This is a genomic window from Streptomyces sp. NPDC050439 (assembly GCF_040655335.1).
GTDB lineage: Bacteria > Actinomycetota > Actinomycetes > Streptomycetales > Streptomycetaceae > Streptomyces.
In genome coordinates, this window is the sequence record NZ_JBFAJT010000008.1 from 285129 (window position 1) to 296857 (window position 11729).

The following is an 11729-nucleotide window of genomic DNA, read 5'->3' on the forward strand; positions in this document are numbered from 1 at the left end:
GATAGGGAGAGGGCCGGTTACGGCCACTCCTGGCCGACCTCGTCGCCCGACTCCGTCGGGTCCCAGTCGAACGATTCGGAGGCGTCGAACATGTCGTTCGCCGTCACCATGAAGAAGACGAGGAAGGCGAGCATGACGCCGAAGAAGCAGAGCACACCGATCAGGGACGCCGCACTCCTGGCGGGATCCGGCGCCTGCACCGTCGCCGCCTCCGGACGGTCGGCCGCGTAGTACACGGCGACGAAGTCGCCCTCGATGATCGTCCCGGGACCGTCCTGCTCCTCGAACCGGACGGGACGGCCCCCCGGCGGGGTGAACTCGTAGACGTGGTGGAGCGTGGTCCTGATGTGATGCGAGTCGCCATGGTGGCTCGTCGTCGTGTACGTGCGCAGACAGCGCCCCTCCGCCGTCAGGCCGCTTGCCCATGCCTCACGCAACCGCAGATGGCGATTGATCACCGCGACCGCCATCGCGATCACGCCGGCGCCCATCAGAATCGGCACGGCATAGAAAAAGAACTCCACTGCATCCCCCGATGGTTGTTGCCGGTACTGCCCCGCGCACGCCGCCCTGGTCTTGGACGGCGTGCGCAGAACTTACCCGTGGGGAGTGCCGTGGAGCCTCAAGCCCTGCTCAGAACTTGACGTCGGAGCAGGCGTAGAACGCGTTCGCCGTGTCGTGGACCGTCCACACCGCGACGATCACATGGTGTCCGCTTCTGCCGCCGGGGATCGTCCCGGAGTGCGAGAGCGTGGCCGGCGGCTGCTGGCCGTTGTAGGGGACGTTGAGGAACGGGGTCGTCTCGAGGGCGGCCCGCGTGACCGGCTTGCTCTCGTCCCAGCCCTGCTTGGTTATGTAGTACTTGAAGTCGGTGGTGCGGTGGCGTGCCGTGAACTGCCAGCGGAAGCTGTAGTTCTGTCCTGCGCTGACACTGGTCGTCGGCCAGGCTCCGCCGCCCGGCGCCTTCGGCTGGTTGAGCGAGTCGAAGCCGCCGACGCCCGCCGAGCAGATCTTGCCGTCGGCGGGACCGGACGCCGGGAAGCCCTTGGGGCCCTCGACGCTCTGGGGTTCGTACTGGATGGAACCACAGCCGCTCACCGTGCCGTTGGCACAGTTGATCTGGCGGCTGGCCGGCAGGTCGGTGTAGCCGTGACCGCTCGCGCCACCGGACGAGAGCGCGAGGGCCCCGACCGTGGTGGCGCCGAGCATGGCCGCGTACATCTTCTTGTTTCGCATGCTGCCGCTCCAGGGGAAACGTGGGGGTTCCGTGAGCCGTGCGCGCGCCGCGGCACCGCGCCGCCGCGGGTGCGGGGCGCAGTGAATGCAGTGAGTACTGCGGTCTAGACCAAGCCCAGATTATGGGCGGTAGTTGAACATGTCCATACCAATAGTGGAGACGATCCGATCGCAGCGGTGACGCGACTTCTCGACTAGATCACCGTTGGGTCCGTCGTTCGTCGCCACCCACGCGGCCGCCCCGTCGGCCGTCCGTCCGCCCGCCAACTGCCTCTCGATAAGGCGCTGTTGACGAACCTCCGCAGGTGCGGCCACGTACCAGCACTCCCCCATCAGCTCCCGCGCCTCGCGCCAGCCGGGCAGATCGCAGGCCAGATAGTTCCCCTCGGTGACCACGATCCGGGCGGTCGGCGGGACGCGATGCCGGGCGGCCACCGGCTCGTGGAGGGTGCGGTCGTAATCGGGTACGTAGATGTCGTGGCCCGTGTCGTCGAGAACCCGGGTGAGGAGCGCGACGTACCCCCGGACGTCGAAGCTCGGCTCCGAACCCTTGCGGGACGTGAGGGAGAGGCGCTCCAGCTGGTCGTTCGAGAGGTGGAACCCGTCGAGCGGGAGATACGCGGCGCCCTCGCCGATCTCCTCCACCAGCGCCCGCGCGAACGTCGACTTGCCGGCGCCCGGCGGCCCCGCGATCCCGAGGAGGGTGCGGGGCCGGCCCGCGATCAGCTGCCGGGCGGCCCTGGCCAGGGCCGGGAGCGTGGGGGCGGGGGCGGGGTCGGGGTCGGCGGTGGGGGTGGGGTCGGCGGTGGGGGTGGGGTCAGCGGTCTCCATGCCCCGTATAGAACGCCACCGTGAGGTCCTTGACCAAGGCCTTGCGCTCGTAGTCGTCGAGCTCGACGATCCCGCGGGTGGTCAGCCGGGTCACCGTGTCCTCGACGGAGTCCACCACCGAGGTGAGCACGCTGTCGCGGTGCCGTGCGTCCAGGGCGGCCACCCGGCGCAGACGCATGGTGTCGGCGATCTCGGGGGCGTACTCGATGCGGGTCGGCTGGGCCGAGAAGATCTCGATGCCGACCGGCTCGGCCTCGGCCACGAGCATCCGGGTCAGCGCGTCGCCCACCGCGTCCGCGTCGCGCAGGGTCGCGGTGTCGTCGTGGAAGGCGTCGGCGGGCAGCCGCGACAGGACGCGGGCCGTCGCCGCCTCGACGCACTCACGCAGATACTCCTGGTGGTCGGCGACGCCGAGCGTCGCCCGCGCCGCGTCCTTGACCCGCCACACGACGAGGACGACGACCCGCAGCGCGACCCCGCCCCGGTCCACCGCGGGCATCGGCTCGCTGCGCCAGTGCCGCAGCCGTACGTCGACGCGGCGGCGCAGGAGGAGCGGGTTGACCCACATCAGTCCGGTGCGGCGGACGCTGCCGCGGTACCGCCCGAAGAGGGTGAGCACCCACGCCGTGCCGACCCGGCCCCGCGCGAGGCCGCCGAACCCGAACAGCGCGAGGGCGCCCGACCCGGCGAGCGAGGCCCACTGCGCGAGGCCGAGCCCGGCGTACGCGTCGTGACCGCCGGTCCCCTCCACCCCGAACAGTCCGGCCGCCCGCGCCACCGGTTCGGGGAGCACTCCCGCCCACCACAGCGCGGCCGCGCATCCGGCGGCTCCCGCGGTGCCGCCGAGCACCCCGACCGTCCCGGGGAGCACGCGCGCGGACCGCTCGCCGAGGTCGGGGTCGACCACAGGCAGGGGCCGCGCCGCCGATGCCGATGCCGGGACCGGGGGCCGCCGGTTGGCGCGCGGTTGCTCGCCTGTTCCCTGGCGGCGCCGCACCACGGCGGGCGCCAGGGGCACCCCGGGGTCGGCGGGGTCGTCGCGGAAGAGCAGATGAATGGGGATCTCGGTGGTGGCCTCGCTGTGGATCAGACGCGGGGAGCGGGCGGTCGTGTCCGGGGCGCCGGCGGTCTGCGGCTCCTCGGGCTGCGGGGTCTGTGACCGTGATGCCGCTGTCGCACTCATCCTTGCCTCCGGCTCATACGTGCCTCGATCTCATACGTGACCCGGTCACATTCCTGCCCGCGTCTCAGGCGGACCGGGCTCGCCGCCGCCCTCATGGGACTCGTGTGGCTCATGGGACTCGTGTGGCTCATGCGAACAGCCGCCGCCAGGTCTCGGGGCCCGGGTAGCCGTCCGCTGCCGCGCCCCGCCAGCCCTGCGCCCGCTGGAACGCCTCGACGTTGCGGCGGTCGCTCTCGCTCCACCGCGGGCCCGGACCCCGCACGTAGTGCCTGCCGAAGCCCTTCTTCACCAGCTGCCTGCCGAGCAGCTCGACCGACGGGCTGGACTGTCCGGGCCGGAACACCCCGCTGCCGGGATACGCCGGAGCACCGCCCTGCGGACCGCCCGACGCGGCGCGCGGGATGTCCCGGCCCTTGCCCGTCAGCAGGTACGACCAGGTCCCGGGGCCCGGCAGGCCGTCCGCGTCCGCGCCGGTCCAGCCCTGCGCCCGCTGGAAGGCCTGCGTGGCCCTGCGGTCGGCGTCACTCCAGCGCGGGCCGGGACCCGCCTGGTAGAAGCGGGCGCCGCCCCGGGCGACCAGCGCCTTGCCCAGCTGGGTGACGTACTGGTTGTTCGCGCCCGGACCGAAGGACCCCGCCCCGGGGTAACGCGTCCCCGTGCCGGGCCCGGCGCCGCCGGGGGTGGTGCCGTCCGTGACCCCTTTGTAGCGGTACGCCAGATAGCGGCTCGCATTGCTCCAATAGGCATAGGGAGTCGTTTGCTTGCGGGTGTGCGGGCGGGTCTGTTCGTACGCGACGTATTGCGTGTGCGCCGCGTTCGCCCAGCCACCGAAAATGGTGACGTGCGACCCCTTCTCGGGGTTCGCGGGATTATGGAAGAGAAGGATGTCGCCGGGCTGAAGCTGGGTCTTCGTAATACGGACCGCGTACCGGGCGAGGCTGCCCGTCCATTCGTTGCGGCCGAGATTCCAGGCCATGGAGACATAGCCCGAGCAGTCCTGCCGGTAGCCGTCGGACCAGTACGCGCCCATGTTGTACGGCACCTTCGCCGCGACCCACTTCTGGGCGCGGGCGAGGATCTGGGCCCGCGTCGTGTTCCGCACCGCCGACGCCGAGGGGCCCGGCGAACCCGGCCTGCCCGGCACCCCGTGCAGCGCGCTCGTGTCACCCTGCGGGTTGCCGGGGCCCGGCCCGGTGCCCGGGTCCTCGTCCGCCGGGGGCACCGGAGCCGTGCCCGGTGGTCCCACCGGGTGATGGCCGGCGCCGGGTGCCGCCACCGCCGGCAGGACCTGGCCGCCGCCGAGCACGGTGCCCGCCGCCGCGGCGACGACCAGGGCGCGGCGCGCGCCGTGCGCCGCCGGGTGGCCGCCGTGCCTCACGGGGAGTGCGTGGGTCATGGCTCGTCGCCGGTGAATACATCCGGGGCAGTCGCAGTCGCTCTCGGGCTCGAATTCCTCGAATACCGGAGCACCCTCCATGCGATTCCCCTCACACTCCAGGAAAGAATGCCTGCGTCGCATCTGCACAGTCGTCAGCTTCTCAACTGTGCGGTGATATCGCATGTTGACGGTCCGAATGATGGAGTCACCCCGCATTGGACTCCCCACCGGACCCGCATTCCCGTCCTGGCGCACCCCCGGGGCCCCCTCCGGGGCCGCCCCGCGGGGCCCCGGATGGTCCGGAGCACCCGTCGGCATCCGGTAGAGTTCTCCAGGTCAGCAGGCGCCGCTAGCTCAGTTGGTTAGAGCAGCTGACTCTTAATCAGCGGGTCCGGGGTTCGAGTCCCTGGCGGCGCACAGACAGCGAAAGCCCTCCGTTCACGCGGGGGGCTTTCGTCATGCCGCGACCGGCGCGGTTACCGCTACCGTTGCGCCATGGCGCGCGACATTCAGGAGCGGATCAAGAAGCTCATCATCGACCAGCGGCTGCCCTCGGGCGCCTCTCTGCCCACCGAGCCCGAACTGATGGAACGCCTCGGCGTCAGTCGGAACTCCGTGCGAGAGGCCCTCAAGGCGCTGCAGGCGATGGGCATCGTGGAAATCCGGCACGGTTTCGGCACCTATGTCGGACCCATGTCGATGGCTCCGATGATCGAGGGCCTCACCTTCCGTACGGTGGCCGGCCACTACCGCGGCGAGGACAGCCTGCTCCAGCTCCTCGAGCTGCGGGAGGCCGTGGAGACCGGACTCATCGCGCGCCTCGCGGGTCGCATTCCGGCCGTGGATCTGGCCGAACTCGACGCCCTCGTGGACCGGATGGACACCGAGGCGGCGGAGAGCGACGGCCAGAACGGCCGGTCGGGCGTGGTGCACACCGAAACCGACCGCGCATTTCACGCCACTCTCTACCGCTGCCTGCGCAATCCGCTGCTCGGCGAGGTCCTGGAGGCGTTCTGGGACGCCTTCCACAAGGTACGCACCGATCTGGTCGACGTTCCGCACGATCCCAAGGTCACCTGCCGCCAGCACCGGGAGATCCTCGACGCGGTCAGGTCCGGCGATGTGCTCCGGGCCGAGCGGGCGATACGGGAACACTTCGGTAATATTCGAACGCGATTGAGCGCTCCTGTCCCAACAGGTCACTCGAATCCCTCGTATGACCGGTAAACACCTTGCTTCGCCCTTGCGATCATGGCTAGGGGCGTAGAACCTTGTGCTGGAGCCATTGGCTCTCATGAGGCTGGCGGTGCCGGGCAGTTGGGGGGTCCGGCAGACCGCGGCCCGCGGGGTGAGGGACGGGGGTCCCTTTCACGATTGGATGCCGAGGGGGGCATCATGCAACCGGAAGGTAGCCGTTCCATGTCTAAGGGGACGGTGGCCTGCCACTGATGCGTCCGTGAAGGTCGGGGGACCTGGCCGGACGGAAGGACCAACGAACACGCGGGCGACCGCGTGCGGGGGGATGACTCATGACGTCGACGCCGACGGGCGCCCGGCCGAACGACCCGTCAGAGACGACCCAGCTGAGGGTGCCATCGCACCGCACGGGCGGGTTCAGGCGTATCAAGAAGGCCCTGCCGAGATACGACTACGAGCACTACAGCCGTCTCGCGGGGCCGCTCACGCAGCCGGACCCGACCAAGCCGTACAAGGTGCAGTACCGCTCCCTGCTGTCGCAGGAGCCGCACCGGATCAGGGCCGCACTGATGCTGGGGGCCGCGCCGCTGCTCTCCCTCGTGCTGCTCGCCTGGCTGCTGCAGCCGACGCACTGGACGAAGCGCGACTACGTCGCCAACGACTGGCTGCCGACGCTCGACGTCATCATGCTCATATCCATCGGCCTGATCGAGTTCTTCCGCTGCATGAACGTGCTGTCGAACGCGCACGCCACGCTCGTCGCACGTGACCCGATACCCGTGGTGCCCGAGACCGGCACCCGCGTCGCCTTCCTCACCTCCTTCGTGCCCGGCAAGGAACCCCTTGAGATGGTGACGAAGACGCTGGAGGCGGCGGTCAAGATCCGCCACCGCGGCCTGATGCACGTCTGGCTCCTCGACGAGGGCGACGACCCCGCCGTCAAGGAGGTCTGCCGGCGGCTCGGCGTGCACCACTTCTCCCGCAAGGGCATCGCGAAGTGGAACATGAGCAAGGGCCCGCACCGCGCCAAGACCAAGCACGGCAACTACAACGCCTGGCTCGACGCGCACGGCGGCGACTACGACTACTTCGCATCGGTCGACACCGACCACATCCCGATGCCGAACTACCTCGAGCGGATGCTCGGCTTCTTCCGCGACGAGAACGTCGGCTTCGTCATCGGCCCGCAGGTCTACGGCAACTACGACAACTTCATCACCAAGGCCGCCGAGTCCCAGCAGTTCCTCTTCCACGCGCTGATCCAGCGCGCGGGCAACGCGTACGGCTCCCCCATGTTCGTCGGCACGAGCAACGCCGTACGCATCAGCGCCCTGAAGCAGATCGGTGGTCTGTACGACTCGATCACCGAGGACATGGCGACCGGCTTCGAGATCCACCGGGCCACCAACCCGAACACCGGCAAGAAGTGGAAGTCGGTCTACACCCCGGACGTGCTCGCGGTCGGTGAGGGCCCCAACGCCTGGACGGACTTCTTCACGCAGCAGCTGCGGTGGTCGCGCGGAACGTACGAGACCATCCTCAAGCAGTTCTGGAAGGCGCCGTTCTCGCTGCCGCCCGGCCGCCTCTTCAACTACACGATGATGGTCATCTTCTACCCGATGTCCGCCATGAACTGGATCCTGGCCGCGCTCTCCTGCGCGCTGTTCCTCGGCATGGGCGCATCGGGCGTGAACATCGACCCGACGATCTGGCTGATGCTGTACGGCAACGCGTCGGCACTCCAGATCGGCCTCTACATCTGGAACCGCCGCCACAACGTCTCGCCGCACGAGCCCGAGGGCTCCGGCGGCATCGCGGGCATGGTGATGTCGGCCCTCTCCGCGCCGGTCTACGCGCGCTCACTGCTCGACGCCGTGCTGCGCCGCAAGAGCAAGTTCGTGGTGACCCCCAAGGGCGACTCGGCGAGCCCGGACACCCTGTTCGGCACGTTCCGCATCCACCTGTTCTTCATCCTGGTCTTCGCCGGCTCGATGGCCGCCGCGTTCGTGTTCGACCACGTCCACCCGGCGATGATCATCTGGGCCACGTTCGCCCTGCTGATCACGGCCGCGCCGATCTTCGCCTGGCGGTGGGGCATGCGCCAGGACAAGAAGAAGCGCAAGTCCCGGCACGGAGCCGGACCCTCGGGGCCGCCCTCGGGCGGCGGGGACCCGACGGTGCCGCAGCAGCGTGACACCACGGCGGAGCTGCCCCAGGCACACCAGCCGCCGCACGCGCCGCACGCGCCGCAGCAGAAGCCCAGCTGGGCAGCGAACGACCAGACCATGCAGATCGCCCTTGGGGGACGTAAGAAATGAAGGACCGCTCCAGCCGCCGCCGCGCCCGCCGCATCGCGATAGGCGCGGCGGTGGTCATAGCGCTGGCCGGGATGAACGGCCCGTGGCTGTGGCGCGTGGGTTCGGAGAAGTACCACGACTACAAGATCAACAAGCCGGAGTACAAGGCCGACAACGGCCACTGGCAGGTCGTGAACTTCCCCGAGGAGTACCGCCAGAACACGATCCACGCGGCGCTCCTGCACACCGGCAAGATCCTCCTGGTCGCCGGTTCCGGCAACAACCAGAAGAACTTCGACGCCAAGAAGTTCGACACCCGCCTGTGGGACCCGGTCAAGAACACGATCAAGAAGATCAAGACGCCCGTCGACCTCTTCTGCACCGGCCACACCCAGCTCGCCAACGGCAATCTGCTCATCGCCGGCGGCACCCAGCGCTACGAGAAGCTCAAGGGCGACATCACCAAGGCCGGTGGCCTGATGGTGGTGCACAACGAGGACCCGGACAAGCCGATCACGCTGCCCGCGGGCACGAAGTTCACCGGCAAGAAGAACGGCAAGACGTTCGTCTCCAAGGACCCGGTCGTCGTCGAGCGCGCCAAGAAGGTCTTCGACAAGCAGACCGGCGCGTTCGTGCGCAACGAACCGGGCCTGGGCCGCGTGTACGTGGAGGCGCAGCAGAGCGGCACGAAGCACGAGACCGGCACGCAGGACAACTACCGCGTGCAGGGCCTCAAGGGCGCCGCGACCCGCAACACGTACGGCATCGCGCAGAAGCTCGCCCTGGACAAGAAGGACTTCCAGGGGATCAAGGACGCCTTCGAGTTCGACCCGGTCGCCGAGAAGTACATCAAGGTCGACCCGATGAACGAGGCCCGCTGGTACCCCACGCTGACCACGCTCTCGGACGGCAAGGTGCTCAGCCTCTCCGGCCTGGACGAGATCGGCCAGCTGGTCCCGGGCAAGAACGAGCTGTACGACCCGAAGACCAAGAAGTGGACCTACACCAAGCAGGTCCGCCAGTTCCCGACCTATCCCGCCGTGTTCCAGCTGCAGAGCGGCAGGCTCTTCTACTCGGGCTCGAACGCGGGTTACGGCCCCGACGACGTCGGCCGCAAGCCCGGCACCTGGGACCTGGAGCAGAAGGGCAGCTGGAAGGGGATCCCGGGGATGAGCGACCCGAATCTCCTGGAGACGTCCAACACGGTCGAACTGCCGCCCGCGCAGGACCAGAAGTACATGGTCATCGGTGGCGGCGGCGTCGGCGAGTCCAAGAAGTCCAGCAAGAAGACCCGCATCGTCGACCTCCTGGAGGACGACCCGAAGTTCGAGGACGGCCCCGAGCTGGAGAAGGGCACGCGCTACCCGCAGGCCTCGACCCTGCCCGACGACACGGTGCTCATCTCGGGCGGCTCCGAGGACTATCGCGGTCGCGGTGACTCGAACATCAAGCAGGCGCGGATCTACGACGCCAAGACCGGCAACATGCGGCGGGTCGCGGACCCGGAGGTCGGCCGCAACTACCACTCGGGCTCGATCCTGCTGCCCGACGGCCGCGTGATGTTCTTCGGCTCCGACTCGCTCTACTCCGACAAGGCGAACACCAAGCCCGGAGAGTTCGAGCAGCGCATCGAGATCTACACCCCGCCGTACCTGTACCAGGGTTCGCAGCCCACGCTCACCGGCGGTCCCGAGGAGATCAGGCGGGGCGGGTCGGGCACCTTCAAGACCCAGCACGCCTCGTCCATCAAGACGGCCCGCCTGATCAGGCCGAGCGCGTCGACGCACGTCACGGACATCGACCAGACGTCCGTCGCGCTCGACCTGAAGAAGTCCGCGGGCGGCGTCACGGTGACGATCCCGAAGGAGAAGAGCCTGGTCGAGTCCGGCTGGTACATGCTCTTCGTGACGGACGACCAGGGGACGCCGAGCAAGGCCAAGTGGGTCCACATTCCGTAGCCCCGTAAGGGGCGCGGGGAACTGCGCGAGCAACCACGAAAAAGCCGCAGTCGCGTCTGCCGAGAACCTGGCAGACGCGACTGCGGCATTTTGCGTGAGATCCCTACTGGGCCGCCTTGGCCAGCCCCGCGGCGTACTCCGGCCACCACTGGCCGGCCTTGGGCCCGCCGCGACAGGTGCCGTCGGACTCGCCGGGCCGCTTGATCCAGAGGTACGCGTCCACGAGCGGGTCACCGGTCTTGGTGGTGGGCGCCTCGCCGAGCGCACGGCCCGGCGGGTTGCACCACGTGTCCTTGCCCTTGGTGTACGGGCCGTTGCCGTTGCGCGCGGTGTCGATGACGAACGGCTTGTTCCCGATCTTCGCCGAGAGCTTCTTGCCGAACTCCGTGCTGGCCTCGGTGGTCTGGAAGTTCGAGACGTTGACCGAGAATCCGTCGGCCTGCTCGACGCCCGACCACTTCAGGGGCTCCCAGAGCGAGTCGGGGTTCTTCCAGCCCGCGTTGCCCGCGTCCAGGTACACCTTGGTGTTCTTCAGGGACTTGAGCTTGCCGATGGCGCCCTTGAGGAGGTCGTAACGCTCCTCGTGGAACTCCTCCGGCGTGCAGTTGTCGACCATGTGGAGCACGGCGTCCGGCTCCAGGATGACCGTGGCCCTGCGGTCGCCGATGCCCTTGGCGACCTGGTCGATGAACGCGCGGTACGCGTTGCCGTCGGCCGCGCCGCCCTGCGAGTACTGGCCGCAGTCGCGGTGCGGGATGTTGTAGAGGACCAACAGGGCGTCCCGGTCGGCCTTCTCGGCGGCCTCGGTGAAGCCGCGCGCCTGGTCCTCCGCGTTCTCCGGGATGATCCACTCGGCGACCGGCTGCTCGGCGATCTTCCGGATCAGCGCGGCGTCGTCCTTCTTGCCGTCCTTCTCGTACGTGGTGACCTGCTTGGCCGCGTTGCCCTCGGGGTTGACCCAGTACGGGTCGGTGCCCTTCGGCTGCTGCTTGACCGGCTGCCCCGACGACTCCTCGTTGCCCGAGCCGTCATCGGAGGAGCACCCCGACAGCAGCAGCGCAGCCCCCGCAAACGCCGCCGCAGCCTTCACCCCCCGGCCCGCGATCCGATGACCGCGGCCGGTGCCTTTGTGGTACATCCACTCCCCCTTGGGTGCACTGTCCGATTCTCAATCCTGACATACGCACTCCCGGCTCACGAGGCCCGCCTGCCCGCTGCGGAGACCTGTTGGAGACCTGTTACAGCTCGGCGCGCGGGGGTAGGCGCAGTGGGCGGGGCCGAGCTCCTGGGGAGGAGATCATGCGGGATCGCACCTCTGAACTACGGCTGGCCCAGGTTCTGGTGGAGACCACGAACACGCTGGACGACGACTTCGACCCGGAGCTCTACCTGGGCCGGGTCGCGGGTCACTGCGTGGAGCTGCTCGACGCGTCCGCCACCGGCGTGATCTTCGACTCCGCGGGCTCGACCTCGTTCGCCGTCGGCGGGCACCCCCGGGACCTCGCGCTCGGCCTGCTCGGGGCCCAGCAGAACGGCGGACCCTGCGTGGAGAGCCTCGGGACGGGGCGCCCCCGGCCGCCGGGGGGGGGCACCGAGGTCGAACCCGCCAACCGCAGGGGGGAGTTGAACGCGCTGGCGCGAGGCCACGG

General features: G+C 69.2%; 9 protein-coding genes, 1 tRNA gene and 1 pseudogene. 5 read left to right on the top strand and 6 right to left on the bottom strand.

Features of this window, described 5'->3' with window-relative positions; translation table 11 throughout:
• Positions 1-17: 17 nt before the first annotated feature.
• The 5 genes from AB0I66_RS31580 to AB0I66_RS31600 form a co-directional block, all read right to left on the bottom strand.
• The gene (locus AB0I66_RS31580; RefSeq protein ID WP_363211377.1) at positions 18-503 is read right to left on the bottom strand and encodes a DUF3592 domain-containing protein; all 486 of its coding nucleotides are present in this window, start codon (positions 501-503) and stop codon (positions 18-20) included.
• A 130-nt stretch (positions 504-633) separates the two neighbouring features.
• Positions 634-1236, bottom strand: a complete 603-nt coding sequence (locus tag AB0I66_RS31585) for a lytic polysaccharide monooxygenase (RefSeq protein WP_363211378.1) — start codon at positions 1234-1236, stop codon at positions 634-636.
• Positions 1237-1356: 120 nt separating this feature from the next.
• A complete protein-coding gene (locus AB0I66_RS31590) occupies positions 1357-2067 on the bottom strand; it encodes a nucleoside/nucleotide kinase family protein (RefSeq protein ID WP_363211379.1) in 711 nt (236 codons plus the stop codon).
• Positions 2054-3250 carry an SPFH domain-containing protein gene (locus AB0I66_RS31595; RefSeq protein ID WP_363211380.1) on the bottom strand — a complete coding sequence of 399 codons (1197 nt, stop codon included), beginning with the start codon at positions 3248-3250 and terminating at the stop codon, positions 2054-2056. The genes AB0I66_RS31590 and AB0I66_RS31595 overlap by 14 nt, the downstream gene beginning before the upstream one ends.
• Before the next feature lie 127 nt (positions 3251-3377).
• Positions 3378-4727 carry a peptidoglycan-binding protein gene (locus AB0I66_RS31600; RefSeq protein WP_363211381.1) on the bottom strand — a complete coding sequence of 450 codons (1350 nt, stop codon included), beginning with the start codon at positions 4725-4727 and terminating at the stop codon, positions 3378-3380.
• A gap of 244 nt (positions 4728-4971) precedes the next feature.
• Here AB0I66_RS31600 and AB0I66_RS31605 point away from each other — a divergent pair.
• The 4 genes from AB0I66_RS31605 to AB0I66_RS31620 all read left to right on the top strand — a co-directional run bounded on the left by AB0I66_RS31605 (position 4972) and on the right by AB0I66_RS31620 (position 10080).
• Positions 4972-5045: transfer RNA gene (locus AB0I66_RS31605), tRNA-Lys, on the top strand.
• Positions 5046-5123: 78 nt separating this feature from the next.
• On the top strand, positions 5124-5855 hold the full coding sequence (locus tag AB0I66_RS31610) for a FadR/GntR family transcriptional regulator (RefSeq protein ID WP_363211382.1): 732 nt from the start codon (positions 5124-5126) through the stop codon (positions 5853-5855).
• Positions 5856-6157: 302 nt separating this feature from the next.
• Positions 6158-8143 carry a glycosyltransferase family 2 protein gene (locus tag AB0I66_RS31615; RefSeq protein ID WP_363211383.1) on the top strand — a complete coding sequence of 662 codons (1986 nt, stop codon included), beginning with the start codon at positions 6158-6160 and terminating at the stop codon, positions 8141-8143.
• Positions 8140-10080, top strand: a complete 1941-nt coding sequence (locus AB0I66_RS31620) for a kelch motif-containing protein (RefSeq protein WP_363211384.1) — start codon at positions 8140-8142, stop codon at positions 10078-10080. The genes AB0I66_RS31615 and AB0I66_RS31620 overlap by 4 nt, the downstream gene beginning before the upstream one ends.
• Before the next feature lie 103 nt (positions 10081-10183).
• Here the strand turns inward: AB0I66_RS31620 and AB0I66_RS31625 are convergent, their stop codons facing one another.
• Complete coding sequence (locus AB0I66_RS31625; RefSeq protein ID WP_363211385.1) at positions 10184-11218, bottom strand: glycoside hydrolase family 6 protein; 1035 nt, start codon at positions 11216-11218, stop codon at positions 10184-10186.
• Between the two features lie 161 nt (positions 11219-11379).
• On the opposite strand from AB0I66_RS31625, the pseudogene AB0I66_RS31630 reads away from it, so the two are divergent.
• Positions 11380-11729 (top strand): annotated as a pseudogene (locus AB0I66_RS31630) (response regulator receiver protein); the annotation flags it as partial.

Bases quoted from the DNA above. Each gene is read 5' to 3' on its own strand.
- AB0I66_RS31585 (WP_363211378.1), bottom strand. From the start codon at position 1,236: ATGCGAAACAAGAAGATGTACGCGGCCATGCTCGGCGCCACCACGGTC.
- AB0I66_RS31590 (WP_363211379.1), bottom strand. From the start codon at position 2,067: ATGGAGACCGCTGACCCCACCCCCACCGCCGACCCCACCCCCACCGCC.
- AB0I66_RS31595 (WP_363211380.1), bottom strand. From the start codon at position 3,250: ATGAGTGCGACAGCGGCATCACGGTCACAGACCCCGCAGCCCGAGGAG.
- AB0I66_RS31600 (WP_363211381.1), bottom strand. From the start codon at position 4,727: ATGGAGGGTGCTCCGGTATTCGAGGAATTCGAGCCCGAGAGCGACTGC.
- AB0I66_RS31610 (WP_363211382.1), top strand. From the start codon at position 5,124: ATGGCGCGCGACATTCAGGAGCGGATCAAGAAGCTCATCATCGACCAG.
- AB0I66_RS31615 (WP_363211383.1), top strand. From the start codon at position 6,158: ATGACGTCGACGCCGACGGGCGCCCGGCCGAACGACCCGTCAGAGACG.
- AB0I66_RS31620 (WP_363211384.1), top strand. From the start codon at position 8,140: ATGAAGGACCGCTCCAGCCGCCGCCGCGCCCGCCGCATCGCGATAGGC.
- AB0I66_RS31625 (WP_363211385.1), bottom strand. From the start codon at position 11,218: ATGTACCACAAAGGCACCGGCCGCGGTCATCGGATCGCGGGCCGGGGG.